22 protein-coding genes are annotated in these 20,896 nt (G+C 66.0%); 10 read left to right on the plus strand and 12 right to left on the minus strand.

The features are described from left to right. Positions 1 to 60: 60 nt before the first annotated feature. From ACE101_RS29765 to ACE101_RS29775, 3 genes are read right to left on the minus strand one after another with little or no spacing between them, the layout of a single operon-like run. Positions 61 to 792 carry an amino acid ABC transporter ATP-binding protein gene (locus ACE101_RS29765; RefSeq protein ID WP_379137659.1) on the minus strand — a complete coding sequence of 244 codons (732 nt, stop codon included), beginning with the start codon at positions 790 to 792 and terminating at the stop codon, positions 61 to 63. Next, entirely contained in the window at positions 789 to 1,442 is a 654-nt protein-coding gene (locus ACE101_RS29770; RefSeq protein WP_379137662.1) for an amino acid ABC transporter permease, read from the minus strand. The genes ACE101_RS29765 and ACE101_RS29770 overlap by 4 nt, the downstream gene beginning before the upstream one ends. A 7-nt stretch (positions 1,443 to 1,449) precedes the next feature. Beyond that, entirely contained in the window at positions 1,450 to 2,217 is a 768-nt protein-coding gene (locus ACE101_RS29775) for an ABC transporter substrate-binding protein (RefSeq protein WP_379137665.1), read from the minus strand. Positions 2,218 to 2,329: 112 nt separating this feature from the next. Between ACE101_RS29775 and ACE101_RS29780 the strand changes: the two genes are divergently transcribed. Together ACE101_RS29780 and ACE101_RS29785 are read left to right on the plus strand one after the other, a co-directional pair. Beyond that, positions 2,330 to 2,959, plus strand: a complete 630-nt coding sequence (locus tag ACE101_RS29780) for a cupin domain-containing protein (protein WP_379137667.1) — start codon at positions 2,330 to 2,332, stop codon at positions 2,957 to 2,959. A 438-nt stretch (positions 2,960 to 3,397) separates the two neighbouring features. Continuing rightward, a complete protein-coding gene (locus tag ACE101_RS29785) occupies positions 3,398 to 5,407 on the plus strand; it encodes a putative bifunctional diguanylate cyclase/phosphodiesterase (RefSeq protein WP_379137670.1) in 2,010 nt (669 codons plus the stop codon). Positions 5,408 to 5,417: 10 nt separating this feature from the next. Here the strand turns inward: ACE101_RS29785 and ACE101_RS29790 are convergent, their stop codons facing one another. From ACE101_RS29790 to ACE101_RS29815, 6 genes are all read right to left on the minus strand, one after another. Next, a complete protein-coding gene (locus ACE101_RS29790; protein ID WP_379137673.1) occupies positions 5,418 to 6,269 on the minus strand; it encodes an HD domain-containing protein in 852 nt (283 codons plus the stop codon). A gap of 23 nt (positions 6,270 to 6,292) precedes the next feature. Then, complete coding sequence (locus tag ACE101_RS29795) at positions 6,293 to 6,508, minus strand: hypothetical protein (protein ID WP_379137676.1); 216 nt, start codon at positions 6,506 to 6,508, stop codon at positions 6,293 to 6,295. A gap of 185 nt (positions 6,509 to 6,693) precedes the next feature. After that, positions 6,694 to 7,611 (minus strand): DMT family transporter, encoded by a 918-nt coding sequence (locus ACE101_RS29800; protein WP_379137679.1) that lies wholly within the window; start codon positions 7,609 to 7,611, stop codon positions 6,694 to 6,696. A 155-nt stretch (positions 7,612 to 7,766) separates the two neighbouring features. Next, positions 7,767 to 9,074, minus strand: coding sequence for an erythromycin esterase family protein (locus tag ACE101_RS29805; RefSeq protein WP_379137681.1), 1,308 nt, complete (start codon positions 9,072 to 9,074; stop codon positions 7,767 to 7,769). A gap of 94 nt (positions 9,075 to 9,168) precedes the next feature. Then, positions 9,169 to 9,747 carry an LOG family protein gene (locus tag ACE101_RS29810; protein ID WP_379137683.1) on the minus strand — a complete coding sequence of 193 codons (579 nt, stop codon included), beginning with the start codon at positions 9,745 to 9,747 and terminating at the stop codon, positions 9,169 to 9,171. 247 nt (positions 9,748 to 9,994) lie between these two features. Beyond that, on the minus strand, positions 9,995 to 10,519 hold the full coding sequence (locus ACE101_RS29815; RefSeq protein WP_379137685.1) for a hypothetical protein: 525 nt from the start codon (positions 10,517 to 10,519) through the stop codon (positions 9,995 to 9,997). 221 nt (positions 10,520 to 10,740) lie between these two features. Between ACE101_RS29815 and ACE101_RS29820 the strand changes: the two genes are divergently transcribed. Both ACE101_RS29820 and ACE101_RS29825 read left to right on the plus strand, forming a co-directional pair. After that, a complete protein-coding gene (locus ACE101_RS29820) occupies positions 10,741 to 11,559 on the plus strand; it encodes an aldolase (RefSeq protein ID WP_379137688.1) in 819 nt (272 codons plus the stop codon). 257 nt (positions 11,560 to 11,816) lie between these two features. Then, complete coding sequence (locus tag ACE101_RS29825; protein ID WP_379137690.1) at positions 11,817 to 12,878, plus strand: PAS domain-containing protein; 1,062 nt, start codon at positions 11,817 to 11,819, stop codon at positions 12,876 to 12,878. 96 nt (positions 12,879 to 12,974) lie between these two features. On the opposite strand, the gene ACE101_RS29830 is transcribed toward ACE101_RS29825, so the two are convergent. Next, positions 12,975 to 13,286, minus strand: coding sequence for a hypothetical protein (locus ACE101_RS29830; RefSeq protein ID WP_379137693.1), 312 nt, complete (start codon positions 13,284 to 13,286; stop codon positions 12,975 to 12,977). A gap of 1,214 nt (positions 13,287 to 14,500) precedes the next feature. Here ACE101_RS29830 and ACE101_RS29835 point away from each other — a divergent pair. From ACE101_RS29835 to ACE101_RS29845, 3 genes are all read left to right on the plus strand, one after another. Continuing rightward, entirely contained in the window at positions 14,501 to 15,259 is a 759-nt protein-coding gene (locus tag ACE101_RS29835; protein WP_379137696.1) for a CDP-diacylglycerol diphosphatase, read from the plus strand. Positions 15,260 to 15,538: 279 nt separating this feature from the next. Then, on the plus strand, positions 15,539 to 16,699 hold the full coding sequence (locus tag ACE101_RS29840) for a tyrosine-type recombinase/integrase (protein WP_379137698.1): 1,161 nt from the start codon (positions 15,539 to 15,541) through the stop codon (positions 16,697 to 16,699). Positions 16,700 to 16,929: 230 nt separating this feature from the next. Then, complete coding sequence (locus ACE101_RS29845) at positions 16,930 to 18,012, plus strand: hypothetical protein (protein WP_379137701.1); 1,083 nt, start codon at positions 16,930 to 16,932, stop codon at positions 18,010 to 18,012. 42 nt (positions 18,013 to 18,054) lie between these two features. Here the strand turns inward: ACE101_RS29845 and ACE101_RS29850 are convergent, their stop codons facing one another. Next, entirely contained in the window at positions 18,055 to 18,273 is a 219-nt protein-coding gene (locus ACE101_RS29850) for a helix-turn-helix transcriptional regulator (protein WP_379137703.1), read from the minus strand. A 465-nt stretch (positions 18,274 to 18,738) separates the two neighbouring features. Here ACE101_RS29850 and ACE101_RS29855 point away from each other — a divergent pair, with 465 nt between their 5' ends. Beyond that, entirely contained in the window at positions 18,739 to 19,629 is an 891-nt protein-coding gene (locus tag ACE101_RS29855) for a hypothetical protein (protein ID WP_379137706.1), read from the plus strand. Between the two features lie 257 nt (positions 19,630 to 19,886). Here the strand turns inward: ACE101_RS29855 and ACE101_RS31705 are convergent, their stop codons facing one another. After that, a complete protein-coding gene (locus tag ACE101_RS31705) occupies positions 19,887 to 20,105 on the minus strand; it encodes a helix-turn-helix transcriptional regulator (protein WP_502361936.1) in 219 nt (72 codons plus the stop codon). Between the two features lie 269 nt (positions 20,106 to 20,374). On the opposite strand from ACE101_RS31705, the gene ACE101_RS29860 reads away from it, so the two are divergent. Further along, positions 20,375 to 20,575: a helix-turn-helix domain-containing protein gene (locus tag ACE101_RS29860; RefSeq protein WP_379137709.1), complete on the plus strand. Its 201-nt coding sequence runs from the start codon at positions 20,375 to 20,377 to the stop codon at positions 20,573 to 20,575. After that, positions 20,565 to 20,840: a hypothetical protein gene (locus ACE101_RS29865; RefSeq protein ID WP_379137712.1), complete on the plus strand. Its 276-nt coding sequence runs from the start codon at positions 20,565 to 20,567 to the stop codon at positions 20,838 to 20,840. The genes ACE101_RS29860 and ACE101_RS29865 overlap by 11 nt, the downstream gene beginning before the upstream one ends. The last annotated feature ends 56 nt before the right edge of the window (positions 20,841 to 20,896 follow it).

Genomic DNA, 20,896 nt, shown 5'->3' on the forward strand with positions numbered 1-20,896 from the left:
GGTGGCCGGGCGGATCGCGGTCGCCGAGACGGAGGATCGGAGCCGACCAGGGCGGGAACCTTACAGGGGATGAAGGACGCGGCGCAGGAAGTCGCGGGTGCGCGGATGCTCGGGTGCGGTGAGGACCGAGCGGGCCGCCCCCTCCTCGACGATGACGCCGCCGTCGAGGAAGAGGACGCGGTCCGCCACCTCGCGGGCGAAGCCGATCTCGTGCGTGACGACCGCCATCGTCATGCCCTCCTCGGCCAGCGCCCGCATCACGGCGAGCACCTCGCCGACCAGTTCCGGATCGAGCGCCGAGGTCGGCTCGTCGAACAGGATCGCGTCCGGCCGCATGGCCAGCGCCCGGGCGATGGCGACCCGCTGCTGCTGCCCGCCCGAGAGCTGGGGCGGGCGCGCCTCTTCCTTGCCGGAGAGCCCGACGCGGGCGAGGAGGTCCCGGCCGCGGGCGAGCGCCTCGGCCCGGTTCTCGCCCTTCACGTAGATCGGCCCCTCGACCACGTTCTCCAAAGCCGTGCGGTGCGGGAACAGGTTGAAGCGCTGGAACACCATCGAGACCTGGATGCGCACCGCGCGGATCGCCCGGCCGGTGCGGTCGACCCGCCGGCCGTTCACCCGGATCTCGCCGCCGTCGTAGCTCTCGAGCCCGTTGATGCAGCGCAGGAGCGTCGACTTGCCCGAACCGGAGGGGCCGAGGATCGCCACAACCTCGCCGCGCGCGATGCGCGCCGTGATGCCCTTGAGCACCGGCACTGCGCCGTAATGCTTCCTCACGCCGTCGAGTTCGATCATGGACGCCCCGCACGCTTCTCGAAGTGGCGCACGATCAGGATCAGCGGCAGGCTCAGGGTCAGGTACATCAGCGCCACCAGGGTGAACACGCTGGTGTTCTTGAAGGTCGCGGAGGCGATGAGCTTGCCCTGGAGCGCCAGCTCGGCGACCGTGATGGTCGAGGCCTGGGACGAATCCTTGAGCATCATGATCATGACGTTGCCGTAGGGCGGCAGGGCGCTGCGCAGGGCCTGCGGCAGCACCACCCGCCGCATGGTCAGCCCCCAGCCCATGCCGATGGTCTGGGCGGCCTCGATCTGGCCCTTGTCGATCGCCTCGATCGCGGCCCGGAAATTCTCCGCCTGATAGGCCGAGTAGGCCAGCCCGAGCCCGAGCACGCCCGCCTGCACGGCGCTGAGCGAGATGCCGAAATCCGGCAGCACGAAGTAGATGTAGAAGAGCTGGACGATGACCGGGATGCCCCGGATCACGTTGATGAACAGGGCGCTCAGGCCCGACAGGACGGCGATGCCCGAGACCCGCATCATCGCCCAGACCAGCCCGAGCGCCGTCGAGACCACGAGGGAGCCCACCGTGATCAATATGGTGAGCTGAACGCCCTGGAGCAGGATCGGCAGGAACTCGCGGGCATCGGCGAGGAAACTCTCCATGGCGGGTTCAGGACGGGTTCACGGCCGGCTGGAGGCCCCACTTCTCCAGGATCTTGGCGAGTTCGCCGCTCTGCTTGATCTTGGCGAGACCCGCATCGATCTTCTCACGCAAAGCCGTGTCCTCCTTGCGCAGGCCGATGCCCACCGAGCCGATCACCACCGGCTTGTAGGCCTGGACGAGGCGCAGGTTCGGATAGGTGCCGAGCTTGACGTTGTAGGCGAGGACCGGCGCATCCGCGAAGGCGCCCTTGATGCGGCCGGCATTCACGTCGCGCATCAGGTCGGGGCCGGTATCGTAGACCTTCACCTCGGCGAATTGGCCGGATTTCTTCAGCGGCTCGACGAAGGCGGTGCCGACCTGCGCACCCACCGTCTCGCCCTTGAGGTCGGCGAAGGAGGCGTAGTCGCGCGTGTCGGACTTCGCGACGATCAGTCCCTCGCCGTAGCTGTAGACCGGCTCGGAGAAGGCGATCACCTCCTTGCGGGCCGGCGTGATGAACATGGCCGCCGAGATGACGTCGATCTTCTTGGCGGTGAGGGCGGCGATCAGGGTCGAGAATTGCAGCGGCTCGATCTGGACGGCGAAGCCGGCCTCGCGCCCGACGGCGGTGATGACGTCGACCATCACGCCCTGGATGGTGTTGGTCTTGGTGTCGAGGAAGGTGAAGGGAATGCCCGTGGGCGTGGAGCCGACCTTCACGGCCGTCTGGGCCATGGCGGGCCCTGCGAGGCCGAGCGCGGCGGCGGCGCAGACGGCCTGGATGAAACGCCTCATCGCGATGCTCCTGGTCGAGACGATGCCCCTGATGCAACCGGGGCGACACAAATTTCATTGACATGAATATCTGGGCATATTCTGCTGTCCAAAGCAACCAGATTTCATGCATATGAAAAAGGCTAGCAATTGGCGCAACAATGGGCACGCGCCCGTCCCGGAGGGCGAGGCCGCGGCGGATCTCACCGTCGGGCGGCACCTGCGGGCCTTGCGCCATGCAAGGGGATTGCCGCTCAAGGCCCTGGCGACCCGCACGGGCCTCTCCATCGGCTTCCTCAGCCAAGTGGAGCGGGGCCTGTCCTCGCCCTCGCTGCGGGTGCTGACGCTGATCGCGGACGTGCTGGAGGTCGGACTGTCGAGCCTGTTCGGCTCGTCCTCCGCCTCGGCCGAGCCGATCGTGACCCGGTCGCACGAACGGGCGGAGCTGACGCTCTGGCGCTCCGGCATCGCCAAGCAGCTCCTGACGCATCCGGGCGGGAGCGGCCATCTCAGCCTGTTCCTGATGCGGCTGGCACCCGGCGCGAGCACGGGCGACGAGTACTTCACCCATGACGGCGAAGAGGCCGGGCTGGTGCTGGAGGGCCGCCTGCTCCTCGCGGTCGAGGACACCGCCCTGTCGCTCGACGCGGGCGACAGCTTCCGCTTCGCCAGCCGGCGCCCGCATCGCTACGGCAATCCGTCCGACACCGAGGATACGGTGGTGCTGTGGGTGAATGCGACACCGCCCGAGCGCGGTGAATGACGAGGCCCGAGATTCGAGGGTGACGGCTCCGGCATCGGACGGTTCCCAAAGAAGAGGCGCCCTTCGCCGATGATCCGTCGGCGGGGCGAACTCCTTCGGTCCAGCCGCCGCGCCACCGGATCAGGCCGGCGCGATTTCGATGACTACGCCTGACGCAATACCCATGCCTGTTCGCCGCGTCCCGCGACCTCACGTCGCCAGCGTTCTCAAGCAGGGCGGCCACCCGAATCGGTCAAATTCTCCTTGATGGTCCATTAGTATCTGCGAGGCATTTTCCGCATGCGAACACATGTCCAGGGAGGGCGTCCGTGACGTCCAGACAACACGCGTGACCTTGAGGATGCTCTGGCCGTCTCGAAACGCTCTGCACCGGCCCGCCCCGCCCGAAGGGACGGCGACGCGCCAGCCGTCCTGCACCCGGCCGGATCCGCGCACGGCATGACCGGATCCTGGCGCGACCTCATCGCGAGCGGCCTCGTCCACCCCGCGAGGGAGCCCGACGAGGGCTCGGGCCGGACCGGAGATCCGGGCGCGACGCCGGTGTCGGATCGGATCGTGCTCGCGCAATTCGCGGAGCTGAAGAAGCAGATCCCGGCCCTCTATGCCAACCTGGCCGTGAACGCGCTCGCCGTCGCGTTCACGCACCTGCACCTCGCACCGCGCTGGCTCACGGTGGGGGCGCTCGTCGTGCTCCTGCCGATCTGCATCTTGCGCGGCCTGCACTGGCATCGGCTCGATCTCAGCGGGATCGATGCGGCGGAGGCCGTGCGCCGCATGCGCACGACCATGTGGCTCACGGGCGTGCTGGCCGTCGGCTACGTATCCTGGGCGCTCATGCTGGACGGCTACGGCGACCTCCACGAGCGTGTCCATGTCGCCTTCTTCATCGCGATCACGGTGATCGCCTCGATCTCCTGCCTCACGCACCTTCCCGGAGCGGCGCTGCTCGTCGCCGGGTTCGGCACCACTCTCTTCGTCAGCTACTATCCGGCGATAGCCGACGACATCGTCTTCATCGCGATCGCGCTCAATGTCGGGTTCGTGACGACCGTGATGGTGCGCATGCAGCTGAACGCCTTCCGGACGTTCGTGCGGCTGATCCACTCGCAGGCGGCGGTGACCGGCAAGCGGGCGAAGATGCAGCGCCTGTCGGAGGAGAATTTCCGCCTCGCCCACACCGACAGCCTGACGGGGCTCCCCAACCGGCGCTACTTTTTCGCCGAACTCGACGCGTGGCTCGCGGGGACGCGGCCGGGCGGACTGGCGCTCGCCATCTTGGATCTCGACCGTTTCAAGCTCATCAACGACACCTACGGGCACAGGGCCGGAGACCGCGTGCTGATCGAGACCGGCCGCCGGCTGGCGACGCTGGCGAGCGAGACGGTGAAGATCGCCCGGCTCGGCGGCGACGAGTTCGGCCTGCTGATCAGGATCGACAGCCTCGACGCGGTCGATGTCTGCAAGGGCGCGGCGGCCCTGATCCGGCAGCCGGTGCGCATCGGCGATGCCACGGTGTCGGCCGGCTGCTCCGGCGGCGTCGCCCTCTCCGGAGAGGTCGAGCGCGACGGCGACCTGTTCGACCATGCCGACCACGCGCTCTACTACTCGAAGGAACATCAGCGCGGCACCGTCACGCTCTACGCCAAGGAGCACGACGACCTGATCCAGGCCGAGCGCGCCATCGAGGCCGGACTCCAGGCGGCGGCGCTGTCCGACGAACTGCAGCTGCACTACCAGCCGATCATCGACCTCGCATCGAACCGGGTGGTGATGGTCGAGGGGCTCGCCCGCTGGCTCAGCCCCAGGCTCGGCATGGTCCCGCCGGGCCAGTTCGTGCCGGTGGCCGAGCGCTGCGGCATGATCCACGCCCTGACCCTGCTGCTCCTCGACAAGGCCCTCGGCGACCTCCCGGCGCTCCCGACCGGGATCGACCTGTCGTTCAACCTGTCATCGCACGACCTCACATCCTCCGAGGCCGTGCACGACATCATCGCGGTCATCCGGCGCAGCGGCATCGCACCGAGCCGGCTGACCTTCGAACTCACGGAAACCGCGCTCCTGGCCGACCTCGACGCGGCCAGCCGCTCGATCGGCCTGCTCCGGTCGCTCGGCGCGAAGGTCGCCCTCGACGATTTCGGCACCGGCTATTCCAGCCTCGGCTACGTGCACCGGCTCGGGCTCGACAAGATCAAGATCGACCGCAGCTTCGTCGCCAGCCTCGACACGCCGACTGGCGAGGGCATCGTCAAGACGATCCTGCATCTGTGCGAGAATCTCGGCCTCGAATGCATCGCCGAGGGGGTCGAGACGGAGGCGCAGCGCGAAGCCCTGCGAGGCTTCGGCTGCCGGTTCCTGCAGGGCTACCTGATCGGCCGGCCGGTCCCGATCGGGGCGCTGACCGGCGAGGCGTGGGCCCGACCGAAAGGCGATGGGGTGAGCGCGGCGTGATCCCGCGCGCTCACGACAGCCCGCGCGGCGCGCCGCCGCGCGGGCGCTCGGCCCGGAACACGTTCGCTTCCAGGCCGGCGATCCACTGACGTCCGCTCACCGTCACCTCCAGGTACTTGAGCGCGCCGTCGAGATGCGTCGAGACGCTCTGCCAGAAGAAGTCGGGATAGTGCTCGATCAGATCCGCCGGCGAGGTGTAGCCGAGGCGCGCGTTGGTGCCGGTCTCCTCGAATTCCCGGAACAGGGCGTTGACCTTGCGCAGGTAGAGCGGATCGCCCATCTGGCCGATCAGGTCGGCCGCCCGCACCAGGCTCGCCTCCGGGTTCAGCCCCTCCTCCGGCCGCTCCGGCTGGGCCGGGAAGCGGGTATGCTCGATGGCCGCCGCGATGCGGTCGGCGTCGAGGAGCGCCGATCCGCCGAGCCGCGCCTTCACGAAGAGCTTCGAGCGGTCCACGTGGTAGGGCGTGAGGGCGGCGTCGGAGGCACCGCGCGCCAGCACCACGCGCCCGCCGCTCTCGTCGGTGACGTAGCCCCTCACCGGACAATCCTCCCGGATCAGCCCGCGCACGTAGCCGATGTCGTGCATCAGGCAGGCGACGAGGAGATGCGCCCAATCCCCCGGCGTCACCGGCTCCAGCAGCGTGCGGCCGCGCAGAATGTCGAGTCCCACCTGCGTGACGAGGAGCGTGTGCTCCAGGTCGTGGTAGAGCGCGTCGGAATTGGCGAGGCATTCGAGGGCGAGGCGCGCCACCGAACTCACCGTCTCGGCGAGCGGTGCCTGCGAGGCCCCGAAGGTGCCCTGCAACTCCGCCGTGAGGTGGTCCCCGAGCGCCTTCGCGGCGAGATGTGCGGTCGTGATCATGGCCGATCCGGTTCGCCCGGGCGTCACGTGCGGGCGGCGCGGGTCGGCGGGTGGCGCAGCGCCCCCGCCCTCGCCTCGCGGGACTTGCCGCGCAGCTCGCAACCCATGGCCTGGAGGCGGTCGACCGGCGACGGGCCCTCCTCCGCCGAGGCCGCGGCCCCGGCGGGAAGCCGCCCGTTCGGGGTCGCGAGATCCGTCGAAGGCTCGTCGGTGCGCGGGAGGTCGGTGGTGGTCGTCATGCGAAGGCGCCTCGTCTCGAAGCGAACCGGCGCCGCGGTGCCGGATCTCCGCGAAGCCAACGCGCGACCCGGCGTCACGGTTACGTCATGGGCGACGAGGCTCCTCAGCGGCCGAGACGTGCGGGATCAACCGGGTGATCGCGCCGGCTCGCGGTGGATGCGCAGGCCTGACGACATTCAGCACGTCAGGACGACCGCGATAGCGCCTTCCGTCTCTCGGTGAGCGCGAGGGCGGTGGCGGCCAGCATCACGCCCATCCCGAGCGCCTCCGGCCGGCCGAACACCTCGCCGGCGGCCGCGACCCCCACCGCCACGGCGACGACCGGGCTGACGAAGGCGTAGAGCCCGGCCCGGAAGGCGCCCCATTCGCGCAGCAGCCACAGATAGATCGTGAAGGCGCCGAGGGATCCTCCGAGCACCAGCACGGCGAGGCAGAGGAGCGTGCGCCCGTCGCCCAGGGCCGCGAGGCGCCCGGGATCGTAGCCTTCGATCAGGAGCGAGACGGGCAGGAGGCCGAGCGCGCCGAGGCCGGTCTCCCAGAAGGCGAGCGCGAGCGGATGCATGCTGCGCATCAGCGGCCGGCTGATCACGGCGCCCCAGGCGTAGCTCAGCGTGCCGGCGGCGACGGCCGCGAGGCCGAGGGCCGCACCGTCCCCGCCCGCCCCCGTCCTGCCCGAGAACAGCAGCAGGAGGCCGGCGAGGCCGAGGGCGATCGCCCCGAGCCGGCGCCCGGTGACGCGCTCCTGCCCGTAGAGCGCGCCGACGAGGATGACGAAGATCGGCAGCAGCGCGAGGTTGACGACCGCCGAGAGGCCGGTGGGGGAATGGGCGACGCCCCAGAACAGCAGGCTGTAGCAGCCGGTGGTGATGAGGAGCGAGGCCGCGACCACGCGGCCCGGCTGCTCCAGGCGGAGGGAGATGCCCCTCGGGAGGATGATCAGGAGATAGAGGAGGGCCGCGAGCGCGAAGCGCACCACGGCGAGGAAGATCGGCGACATGACCTCCGCGGCGACCTTCGTGGGGAGCCATGTCAGCCCCCAGATCAGCGCCATGACGAGGAAGGCCGCGATCCGTCCGCCTTCGCCACCGGGCTGGCCTGTCATCGCGCTGTCCTGGATCTCGGCCGGGCCTGCCCCGAACCGGGGCCCCGAAGCAAGGGAGGGGCCGGGCCGGCGACGGCATCCGCGCGTCCGGCCGCAGCGGGGCAGAGCTTACGGGAGCGGCCCCGCGGGCGCGAGCGGAAAGGCGGGCTGCGCGCTCACAGGCCGGTCGGATAGGTCTCGCTCTCGCCCGCGCGGGCCTTCGCGGGCGGCAGCGGGGTGACGGCCGTGGTCTCCTCGAACCAGACATAGGCGTCGAACTGCTCGGGCAGCACCGCCTCGAAATAGTGGCTCTGGAGTTCGGTCCGGGGCCGGTAGACGACGCCGATCGCCCGCTCGCGGCGCGGCTGCGCCCAGGCCTCCCGCAGGCCGCCCGATTGCGGATCGCGCAGGTCGAGGAAGGCCCGGGGCATTCCCGCCGCACGGAACAGGGCTTCGTGGCTGTCCTCCCGCACCGGGCGCACGGCCATGACCTGCATGGGCGCATCCCAATCCTCGGCCGCCGCCACGGTGCCGCGGTCCGTTCCGAAGCCGACGAGGACGGCCTCGTCGCCGAAGGCGGTCCGGGCGAGTTCGCCGATGTTGAACTCGCCCTCCCAGCCCATCGCGGTCGCGCCGGCATGCCCGATATGCGAGTTGTGCGCCCACACCACCGCGCGCGCCCCCTCCGCCATCAGGTGCCGGAGCGTGTCGAACATGTGCCGGTCGCGGATGTTCCAGGATTCGACCGAGCCACGATACATGATCCGGTAGTATTGCTCGGCCGCCCGCACGATGCGGGCGTTCTGGGCCGCGTCGAGATAGGCCTCCGGATCCTGCGCCGCGTAGGCGAGGCGCTGATCCTGCAAGCCGCGCAGGATCTGCGTGACCGCCGCCTCGCAGGGATGCTTGGCCCCGAACATGACCTCCCGCCCGTAGCGCTCCGGCTTGGCGTGCCAGGGCGAGAGACAGCCGTAGCGGTCGCGGGCCTGCCGGGCGGCAGCGGGGTCGATCGCGTCGAGATAGTCCAGCACCGCCCGCATGGAGGCGCCGAGGCTGTAGACGTCGAGGCCGCGGAACCGGACCTGATCCTCCGATGGGCGCCCGGCATTGAAGGCCCGCAGGTCCTCCGCGAGGTCCAGGATCTCGCGGTTGCGCCACATCCAGCTCGGGAACCGCGCGAAGGCCTCCTCCGGGAAGGCCGCCTCGGCCCGGCGGCGCAGGAAGCGGTCGATCGCGGCGGCATCCGGCCAGTCGGCCTCCACCGCCACCAGCCGGAAGCCGTGACGCGCGACGAGCCGCCGCGTCATGGCGGCCCGCGCCCGGTAGAACTCGGCCGTGCCGTGGGTGGCCTCGCCGAGGAGCACCAGCCGGGCCGTCCCGAAGCGGTCGATGCAGGCTCCGAAGGCGGGATCGGAGGGATCGGGCAGCGGTTCGAGGCGGGGCCGCAGGCAGTCGACGAGGGCGGAATGGGTGGAACCGGTCATGACGAGGGTCCCCGTGCGGCGGCGTCCGGCTGCGCGGCGCGCCGTCACGCCGCTTGCACGGACAACTGCCCGAGGGCCCGGAAGGTTGGCCTCTTCAGCGCTCGTTCGCCTGGACCCACTTGACGACCCGCGGTGGCTCGTAGGCGCGGATGCGCGTGAGGAGCTCGGCCGGATCCTGCGCGCAGATCAGCATCGCCCGGTGCGGCTCGCGCACGAAGCCCTGTCCGACCACGTGGTCGAGGAAAGCGAGGAGCCCGTCGTAGAAGCCGCCCACGTTCAGGAGGGACACCGGCTTCGGGTGGTAGCCGAGCTGGGCCCAGGTCCAGACCTCGAAGAGTTCCTCGAAGGTGCCGAGGCCGCCGGGCAGCGCGACGAAGCCGTCCGCAAGGTCGGCCATCATCGCCTTGCGCTCGTGCATCGAGCCGACGACGTGGAGGGTGGTCAGGCCCGCATGCCCGATCTCCTTCTCGACCAGCGGGCGCGGCATGACGCCGATGACCTCGCCGCCCGCTTCGAGGGCGGCATCGGCCACGGCGCCCATCAGGCCGACCTTACCGCCACCGTAGACGAGGCCGACGCCGCTGCGGGCGAGGTGCCGGCCGAGGGCCTGAGCCCCCTCGCGATAGAGCGGGGCCGCGCCGTCGCTCGATCCGCAGAACACGCAGAGCCGCATGGCCCGTCTCCCCTCCCCGCGCGATCCTTCGCCGCGGCGAGGGCGTGCCCCGCCGGATGCGCAGCGTCAATCCCCGGATGGAGGGCGAAGGACCGTCAAGGCAGCGCCGGCGACAGGGAATTCTCGTCGGTGCCGCGCGTCACCCGCCCAGAGCAGCGCCCGATCACGCTCCGACCGGGCGCTACTCCAGGTTCCTGATTCTACCGCATTGTCCGACGAACCGGGATCCACGTCGTCGGAAAACGCTCTAATTCTGGCGCACGATGTCCTCCGCGCGCTTGAGTTGCACGAATTGCGACTGCGCCGCGGCGACGTGATAGCCGAGGGATTGCGCCGTCCCGCGCAGATCGCGGACGGCGGCCTTGCCGGCCTCGGCCCCGTGGCAGATCGAGAAGTACAGGGCGACGAAATTCGCGTTCTTGCGCACCGTCTCGCGCGTGTCCTGCCCCGCGAAGGGCGCGATCATCAGGGCGGTGGTGCGGCCGTCCTGCTCGGAGAGGATGGCGGGGCGCGTCGCCGAGCAGAAGACGTAGCCGTTCTCCTCGGGCCCCTCCGTCCGGCCCTGGCCGCTGGCGTGGAAGGTCTTGACCCGGGTCCTGTTGAGCACCCCTTCGCCGGTGCGCGTCACCGGCTCCACCTTCGCCACGCTGAACTCGTCGCAGCCGTCCTTCTGGCACAGGCCGCGGATCAGGTCGGTGCGGTTGTAGTCCTGCGCGAGGGCGGGGCCGGCCAGGAGAGCCGAGAGCGCGAGGGCGGCGGAGCGGACGAGCATCGGACCTCTCGATGGGATGAACCGGTGATGGAGCGCGTGATGGCCTGCCAACCCGACCAGAAGATGACCGTCATCCGCGCCCGTGCCCGGTCCCGCTTTCGCGCTTTCGCGCGGGACGCGCGCATGACAGCCTGCTGGTCCTCGCACCCCCTCCGCCTGTATCGGGTGCGTGTCCAGGGCGCCGCGGGCGCCCACCTCCGGAAGAGCGAAGAGGACGCACGATGGCACACGCATTCACGCAATCCGGGGGAGATCAGCCCGGGGCCGGGACCGAGGCGGCGCGTCCGGGCTCGAACCGGCCCGATCTCGACGGCGAGGCGGTGTGGGAAGCGCGGCGGGATCTCGCCGCCTGCTTCCGCATGGCGGCGCGCCACGGCTTCGAGGAGGGCATCTGCAACCACTTCTCGGCCCTGGTTCCGGGCTGCGACGACCTCTTCCTCGTCAACCCCTACGGCTACGCCTTCCGGGAACTCACCGCGTCGCAGCTGCTGATCTGCGATTTCGACGGCACCGTCGTCGCGGGCGAGGGCCAGCCGGAGGCCACCGCCTTCTACATCCACGCCCGCCTGCACAAGGCCCTGCCGCGGGCGCGGGTCGCCTTCCACACCCACATGCCCTACGCCACGGCGCTCAGCATGACCGAGGGCGAGCCGCTGATCTTCGCCGGCCAGACGGCGCTCAAGTTCTACGGCCGCACCGCCATCGACCATGATTACAACGGGCTCGCCCTCGACGCCCGCGAGGGCGACCGCATCGCCGCCGCCGTGGGCGGTGCCGACATCCTGTTCATGAAGCATCACGGGGTGATGGTGACGGCCCCGACCATCGCGGAGGCCTGGGACGACCTCTACTACCTGGAGCGGGCCTGCGAGGTGCAGTGCCTCGCCCTCTCCACCGGGCGATCGGTCCATCCGGTCGATCCCGCCGTGGCCGCCGCCGCGGCCCACCAGATGCGCGAGGGCGATCCGGAATCGGCCCGGCTCCATCTGGCGAGCATCCGCCGCATCCTCGATGCGGAAGAGCCCGCCTACCGCGCCTGAGCCGGGATCGGCCGGACGCGCGAGGCGCTCGTCCGAACCCGCGCGGAACCCGCGCTGGTCCGGGACGCTGACGCGTCCCGGCCACCGGCCGGGAGAGCCGCCCTCCATCGGAGCGAGCCGATGGAGGAACGTCCGATCCGTCGTCTCTTTCAGTATAAAATATCTACCAGCATTCATTAACCGGAAGATTAATCCTTCCATCACGCCCAGTCAGCGACCCATTGTCATGGCCTGCCGCAACGGCTTAGAGTAGAGACATGCCGTTCGACATTGGCAGATTGCGCAGCCCGTCCGCGCTCGGGACAGCCGACCTCGCCTTCGCGTCATCGGGATTTCTCGGGCTGATCGAGAATCTCGGCCTGACCGGGTGCTGGAGTTGGCGCTTCGACACGGACGAGCACCGGTGGTCGCCCGGCTTCTTCGCACTGCTCGGCCTTGATCCCCGGCAGACGACGCCGAACTACACGCACTTCATCAATCTGATCCACCCGGAGGATCAGACGAAGATCGCCTCGGCCCTCGATGTCCGCCGGGGCCACATGGTCTCCGACCAAGTCGTCCGCGTCATCCGCCCGGACCTGACGACGCGCTTCCTCTCGACCCGCTACGACTTCTACGTCGCCCCGGACGGCCGGCCGGTCGCCGCCTCCGGCATCGTTCTCGACGTGACCAGTCGCGAGCGCCTGATCGCCGCGCTCGCCAACCACGAGCGCCAGAGGCGCGCCCTGTTCGAGAGCCATCAGATCTGGATCCATTATTCGCCCTACACAACGACGAACAGAACCGCGTCGCGCGAGCTGCTCGGCCTCACCGGGATCACGCAGGAGGAATATCTCGCCGACTGGGCCCGCATCGTGGTCGCGCGCGACCGCAACTTCATGCGCCAGCATACGCGCAGCCAGATCGAAGCCGAGCGGCCGTTCCGCAACAAGGCCACCATCCTGCTGGCCTGCGGCGGCGAGGGGCAGTTCGAGGGCTTCTTCGTGCCCCTGCGCAGCGCGAGCGGAGCCGTCGAGATGTGGGCGGCAGCGGGCCATCGCATCGGGGGGCTGGGCATTGCGGCAGAAGGGCTGCTCCGCCAGGGGTTGGAGCAGGCCGTCGAGGGGCGTCACCTGCGAGCGGCGCGGGCCCTGCTCGACTGGTCGATGAGCGACCTCGCCAAGGCGAGCGGCCTGTCGCTGTCGACGGTCCGGCGTCTGGAGGAGAATGGCGAGGCGGTCGCGTCACCCTCGCGGCACCGGGCGATCGCGGCGCTGCGGCAGGCCGGGGTGCGGTTCTCGCTGACCGAGACCGGCGCCATCGCGATTTCGGTCGCGTAGGCCTCGCATCGGTTCGCCCCCGCTGAAGCCGGGGCTCGCGAACCCGGCATCGGTGCATCGGCCGGGTTCAGCCCGCGATCAGGGCTGCGCAACGCCTCACGCGATGCGGCGCGCCTCCCGGGCTGCCGGCTCGGCGGGCAGATCCGGCGACGTCCCGCGCTCGGTGGCCTGGGCGGCGACGTCCCGCAGGGTGGCGACCATCATGTCGGTCTGCGCATCGAGATTCGCCGACGCAGCGTGGCCGCGCCTTGCCGCCAGGAAGCACGCAGCCCCGAGCGCGGCGGTGCTGCCGCCCAGCGGAGCCGCCAAGCTCGCCCACAGCATACCATGGCCTTGCATGAGCGCGGCCGTCGCGATCCCGCCGCCCAGGGCGGCTGCGATGAGAACAAACACGCGATGTGCCTCCATCCCGACGGCCTGTTCTGCCAGCCTGCCGGCCCCGAAATGTAAGCGGGATGGCGATTAGGAATCAATGAAGACGATCGCGAGAATACACGGCATGTTCGCAGGTGCAGCAACGCGCTCGCAGCGCTTCGCATCTGCACCTGACTCTCAATTTGTGCGTAAGGTTAAGGGAGAGTGGTGCGGTATCAGACAATATGGGCTTCCCACGTCGGGGAATGTCCTGTGGAAGTGGCTGAACTCGATCAAATACAATGCCAGATTGTAAAAACTACGCCTCGCCACCGCACAGGACCGTGATCGCGCGCTGATCCCGGCGAATCGGCGGATGATCGGCGGTAAAGCGCGCCGGAAAGAGATCCGGCTCCGCTTCCGCTGTCGCCTCAGCCGGACAGGCCCGCCCCCTGCGGCGGGTGGCGGGCCGTTCCGCGACGCATCGGCGGCCTCGCGCTCCCGCGTGCCGGCGTCGCGAGCAAGGTTCGCCCCGGCCGGCACCGCGGGCTTCTCCCTCAGGCGACGTCGACGGCGCCGACGAGCCCGGTGAAGCCGGCGACGGTGTCGAGGGTGCCGGTGAGGTCGTCGGCGAGGAGGCGCAGGCCCGGCATGACTGGCTCAGCTCCGGGATGCCACGTCCGGGTCGGCGACCGGCAGACCGGTCGTCTCGTCGTCGCCGGAACGGATCATGGTCCCGTTCTCGGATGACACCTTGACAACCTGGGAGATCGCCTTGGTCGAGCCCGGGCGAGCCAAGACGAGGGCCTCGCCGCGACAGCCGACGGCGCACGGCTCCGGATATCGCCGGGCGGGAATCCATGCCGATGGCCGGCGACGGCGGTCAGCTTGTCCAGGACCGCATCGGCATTGCCGATGACCGCCTCTCCCGGGCCGCGGCCTCATCACAGACTGCGGATTTGTTGTAGAGTTGTCATGGAAGTACGGGAGAGCCTGCACACCTCGCCCCCCGCATGTCGGGTACCATCCGGGCCCATCGGCCGCGCGACGTCGAGTCGCGTGCGTCCCACGCGGCACCTACCCACGATGAGCCGATTGCGCGCTGGTGAGACGCCATGCGATGGCCTATCCGGCCCCGCTTCTCGCCCGCACGCCGCAGCCAGTACCGATCACCGTGATCTGATTTCGCAGGCGACATCCGACCTCACGCCGGAGCCCGTCCCGTGAACTCAGTCAGGATCTCGAACCGTCGACCCAGGAGAGGCCGCGTGTCCATCTGCATCCGCATCGTTCTCGCGCTGCTCGCGGCCCTGGGTCCGGTCCGCGAAGCGCAGGCGGTGTCGCGCAATTCCCTCTGGCTCGTGGTCCGCACCTGCATCGAGGCCGAGCGCTTGGCAGGATTGTCGTTTCCCTGCCTGCGCGTGAAAGCGGGGGACGCCGCGAATCCCGGCTACGCCCTGGTTCGGCCGCCCGGGGCGCAAAGCCACCTCCTCCTCGTGCCGACCACGCCCGTCAGCGGGATCGAGGCACCGGCGCTCCAGCGCGACCCGGGCGCCGCCTACTGGCGCGACGCGCTGGAGGCGCGCCAATCCGTCGTCGACGCCCTGAAGGGGCGCGTGTCCCTCAACGACGTCGCCCTGGCGGTGAATTCGAAGGGCGGCCGCTCCCAGGACCAGCTGCACATTCATCTGGATTGCGTGGCGCCCCGGGTTCGCACGGCCTTGAACGCGCAGGCGGGGACGATCGATCGCCGCTGGACGCGGCTGCCGTTCATGCTGGAGAAGGACTACTACTACGTCATGAGGGTGAGCGCCGTGGAGGCCCGCAGCTTCAATCCGTTCGCGACCCTGATCAATCCGCCTTTCGCGGCCTCCCGCCTGAGTTCCGCCAGCCTCGCGGCCGTGGCGACCTCACCCAACGATCCGAATGCGGGCTTCTACATCCTGGCCTTCCAGGCCCCCTTCGCACATGCGGAACGCCTCCTCGATCACCAATGCGAGATCGCCGCGAAGGTCGTCGCGCAATGAGATGAGGCCGGCGCGTGACGTCGCGGCGGAGCCGAAGGCCGAGGAGTTCGGTTGCGGGGATGATGAGGTGTGATGGTGCCGCAAGAGGGATTCGAACCCCCGACCCTCTCATTACGAATTCTAGAACAGATAGTGTCACCGCTTACCAGTAAGCACCAAACGGCCCTCTAGTTCTTGAAGTTCTTCTGTGGCAAAGCCCTGACCACGTCATTATAGTATCTCGGGTCACCACCTGCACCTGCGTTCCTGCTTACCAGGTGCTTACTGGAAAGGCCCCTCGTGAAATTCACAAACCAGTCCGTGGCGGCCATCAGGGTGCCCGCCGGCAAGCCCTACGTGCTCGTATTCGACGAGGTGGTCCCGGGCTTCGGGATCCGGGTCAGCGCGGGCGGCTCGCGCCAGTGGGTCGTCCAGTACCGCGACCTGAAAGGCAAGAGCGCGCGGATGACGCTCGCCCGGGTCGAGCACATGCCGCTCGGCCAAGCGCGGGACGCCGCCCGCGATCACTTGGCGAAGGTCCGCCTCGGCGAGGATCCCCGGGCGGCGAAGGCCGAGGAGGAGAAGCCCGCTCCTGTCACGGTCGGCGAGCTGGTGCCACGCTACATCGCGCACATCGAGACCCGGCTGCGGCCGTCGAGCGTGGTGGCCGCGCGGCACCACCTGGAGCGCCAGTTCGCCGGCCTGCACGCCGTGGACGTAACGGCGGTCCGGCGCGCCGACGTGGCGGCGGCGGTCGGGACGGTCTCGGCCGAGGTCGGGCCGCAATCGGCGCTCCGCGCGCGGGCGGTGCTCTCGGGCTTCTTCAGCTGGGCGATCGGCGAGGGCATCGCGCATGCGAACCCGGTGATGGGCTCGAACCGCCCTGCCCCACCCTCTCAGCGCGAGCGGGTGCTGACGGACGATGAGCTGGCAGCAATCTGGCGCGCCTGCGAAGGTGACGGCGACGATTTCGGCCGCGTGGTGCGGTTGCTGATCCTGACAGCGGCGCGGCGTGATGAGGTCGCGCAGCTGGCATGGTCCGAACTCGACCTAGCTGGCGCGCTGTGGACGCTGCCGGCGGCCCGGTCGAAGAACCGGCGGGCTCACGAGGTGCCGCTGTCGCGGCCGGCGCTGGAGATCCTGCAGGGCAAGCCGCAGCTGCCCGGCCGCGACTTCGTGTTCGGCGTCCGGGCAGGCGGCTTCCAGGGCTTCAGCAAGTCGAAGGCTCGCCTCGACGAGCGGTCCGGGGTGACGGACTGGGTGATCCACGACCTGCGGCGGACGGCGGCCACCGGCATGGCCGGTCTCGGCGTTCTGCCGCACGTTGTGGAGGCGGTGCTGAACCACGTCTCGGGCTCGCGGGCGGGCGTGGCCGGCATCTACAACCGGGCGAGCTACGCGGCCGAGAAGCGGGCCGCGCTGGATCTATGGGCTCGCCATGTGGTTGGACTGAGGATTTGACACTTATAAGAAGATAAATATCGCCACACTACAATCTCCCGATACTCTATTTTGCGGTGTAGTTGAAATTTATCGCACTCCCCCGAAATCGCAAGCAAGAGATCTATATGAACTGGCATTAAATTGATAAATTTACTTTATAAGATTTCGGAATCCTTCTGACACTCACCGGTGGAGAACGACCGCTCGACCACTCCACAGGCTGACAGTTCCAATGCTATCTACCCCGCATGTCCATGCTCAAACGATTTTTCGATAGAACCGACGCACCAGTCGGGCGCGTGAGTGATTGGAGCAGCGTCCTCTCCATCCTGGCAGCCACCGGCTTCTTTTCGTGGTTATGTGGCTTTTTTGAGCCAGTAGCGCGATACGGGTGGGCCGGCATAATTCTATTCAGCATAATGTTTGCATGCATTTTTTGCTCAGCGTCCGCATTAATACTAATTGCTTGGCGAAAATTTCGCCCTCTTCCCGAAGATTACCTTCTCCAACATTCGAAATTTTCAGAGATTCTGAACGAAAAAATTCATGCCATGTTGCAACATGAATTTTCGAACATTCGCAAAGACGTAAATGACACATCAAAAATGGTCGCAAATCTCTACGAGGTGCGCAGGAGCGGTACAAATTTAGATAATAAAAGAATTACTAGTATGCTGGACAGATTGGCAAATATTGAGGATGTGCTTCAGCCAGAACAACAGGCTGTCAGCCTATTAGCAAAACTAGGCAGGCCGGAAGAACCGACGCCAAAGAACCGATTTGACTCGATGCAGCTGTCTATCAATCGGCTCAAAGATGACGTCGAGGATAATTTTGAAATTTTAAGGAATAGCATCTCCGATTTACGCGAAAAAATTTCAGAAACGACTGACGATTTAGGGTCGTTTGTCGACCGAGTTCGATCTACGCTGTACGCGGAACGAACTCTCGAAGCTTTCAAAGAAATGGATAGTGCAATCAAAAACATAATCATGGATCTAAAGGACCCGGCATCCAGGCTCGAGAGTGATGGAAATTTGAATGAATGGACAGCGCAATACAATGAGCTAGAAAGTCGAATTAGGGGTATATGCAGATTTGTAAAGCCCTACAAAGACGTCGAAAGCGATATATTTGATTTTTCGCCAGAATTATTCAAGAGCCAGAACTGGAGTTACAATTTCAGAAATTTGAGCGACGATCAAAAGCACGACTACAAGACATATCGGATCATTGCACACAATTACGAGCATGCTTCTTCAAGCGTATTGTCTCATTTAATTGACGCCACTCATGCGATATTCAATGCCCCCAAGTCGGGTCGCTACTAAGTCGTTCACGTCAGATATTCAAAATTGGTGTAAATCTTTTTGCTAAATCGCTACGTGGCCCGGCTGACGGGAGGCGAGCCACTGCCGCAGGTCGCCGCGGCGGACGCCTAGGCAGCGGGCGCTGAGCTTGATGAATTTCGGACCGTCGCCGGCATCCATCCGGCGACGCATCGTGGAAGGCGAGATGCCGGCCTCGCGGCAGGCGTCACGGAAGCGGACCACGACGTCGTCGTGGAGGGCGTGGAGTTGCGCGTTGCTCATGACGATTGGATGCCATGAGCGGAGGCGGCGCGCTCGCGACCATACCCTTGGTATGATCGTGAATCTTGGTGACACCTTTTGACGCAACTTGGGGTGCTGAGAGCGAGGCTTGTTCCCCGTTCGTCCGGCCGTAGCGTGCCGGGATGCCGCGCCCTCCCCGCCCGCCGATTCTCCTCCACGAAGTTCGAGCGGCCCAGCTGGCGCTCTTCGTGTGCTGCCCGATCTGCAAGCGGAAGGCTGAGATCCCGGCCATCGAGTTGCGTCTACCCGACGACCTGGACATGAACCAGGTGGGGCATCGGCTGCGCTGCACGGAGTGTGGCCGGCGCGGCGGGATCAGCGTCTACCCGGACCAGCAGGGGTGGGTGCGCTACCTGCGCCAGACTGGGCAGAAGGACCGGGAGCCCTGGTGGGCTCCTATGGTACGATAGATCGGCAGCAGCCGTCTACATAAAGGCGCATTCAATGAAAGCTAAAGACCCGTTTTCAAAACTTACACGACAAATAGCATTCGAGATTGTTGCCTTGATCGGTGCGTTGCTGTCGTTCGTATGTACATTAATTCTATCGTTCCAGGACAAGCCGATAACGGCAGGGATATGCGCTAGTCTGTTTATTATTACATTAATCATCAATCAAATACCGATTCTCGACAGCATCGAGGCGTTCAGCATCAAAGCGAAATTCAACAGAAAAATACAAGAGGTAGACGACGTCCTCGAAAAAGTCAGAAGCCTGGCTAATACTTTTGCAGCTCAGGCATACACGCAGATCAGCGCACAAGGTCGGCTAGGAACAAGTGAAATTTCTGAAAAATCTAAGATTATCGGAGATATAAATGATTTGCTTAGGGATCTATCTGTGCCAGTTGATCAATTGAAAAGAAACCAAGAAAAGCTGATGAGATATATGAGGATCGATTTTGTATTGGAAATAGATTCAATAGTGAGACGTAGAATATCAGAAGTTGCAGATGAATATTACAGAATGGCGCAGAATCAGCCTGCTTATACCGATGAACCTGAAAGCCCCGATCGGCTTATTACACTAAATGATTACGTAGCAAAACATGAAAGGATGAAACGGACGATTTACCTCAAAGATGAAGCTGTTGGCTCTCTGACGGACGACAACTTCGTTAGAATACTAACAGACTCTCTCCCGAGAGAGCACCTTTCCGAAGAAGATATTGTAAAATTAGAATCATTTATAGCAGAATCACACGCCGCCTACCGTAAGAGCTTGGAAATTTGCAATTATTCTCAAGAAGCTTCACAAATATTGATGACACACGGAGAAAGACAAAGAAAAAATATACCAACAAATTATGAACGTTACTTTCCTAAAATCGCCTAAATAGAAGCGGCAGGCGAAATAACTCAATACGCAATGACGTCCGTGCGGTCTCCTGCTCCGCATACTGCGACCCGAGCCCGCCATATGGCGGGCTCGGGTCGCATCACTCAGTCGTGCTCAGTCCAGCTGCGGCCACACCTGGGGCAGTGCATGTACCACCCGGGTGAAGGCGTCGAGCCGGAGGAAGCGTGGGTCGTCCGCGCCGGGCGCTTCGGGTATTCGATGAGCGCCGGGGGGCACCCGATCTATTCACACCGCTACACACCCGGCCCACGCGACGCGAGCCACGCCCGCAAGTCGCCGCGACGGACGCCTAGGCAGCGGGCACTAAGCTTGATGAACTTCGGACCGTCGCCAGCATCCATCCGGCGGCGCATCGTAGAGGGCGAGATACCGGCTTCGCGGCAGGCGTCACGGAAGCGGACCACGACGTCGTCGTGGAGCGGATGGAGTTGTGCGTTGCTCATGAAGAGCATGTTGCATGCTCACAGCAATCAGGCAGCAATTAGTTTTGATACATACCAATGGTATGTTGGTAATTTTTCTAATGCTTCATGAATCGATGTGATGCACGTTGAACCTACGTGAGGGCACAGCGGCTTCAATTTCAAGACAGCCGCTCAAGTCCGCCGTTAGCACCCTAAGTCCTCCCAAAACCTCCTAACTCCTATGAGGTCGTTGCTTGTCCCCCTAAGCCTTTACCTCCACCTCTGCAGGGCGGGACAGTCCTGCACTGAGGTTCAACATGAAAGTCGGCAAGAATTACGATCCCGCAGCGGATCTGAGAAGCACTTACCTGACCCGCTGCGAGGCGGCCGCGGCAACGGGTTTCAGCAAGAACTTCGTGGATCGTCACTTTCCCAAGGTGCGGATCGGTCGTCGGGTGCTGATCCCCGTCGCTGCTCTTCAGAAGCTGCTGGCCGGGGGGGGTCGGGATGTCGCTTAGCCCCGAGCGCCCCAACGGCCGCGTCCACGCTTGGGAAGCAATGCGTGTCTGGTTTGTCAATGAACGCCGGGCGCTCTGCGATCACAAGGCGGACCTACTCGCCAGCACCGCCAGTGCTTTTCTGCTTGAGCATCCGAACGGCGATACAGAGTCCGATGCTTTTGTTGCCTACGCTCTCGCTCATCTGCCTCTAGGAGGCGGAAAGATCGGAAAAGAACTGCGTGCCGACATTATTGCCGAGGCAATTGCCCGCCGCCTCATCTGACAAACGAAACCCCGACCTGCGCCAACAGGCCGGGGCTCAGAATTTCGCAACAACAG

Origin of the sequence: Methylobacterium carpenticola, assembly GCF_042748905.1 — a bacterium.
Classification (GTDB): domain Bacteria; phylum Pseudomonadota; class Alphaproteobacteria; order Rhizobiales; family Beijerinckiaceae; genus Methylobacterium; species Methylobacterium carpenticola.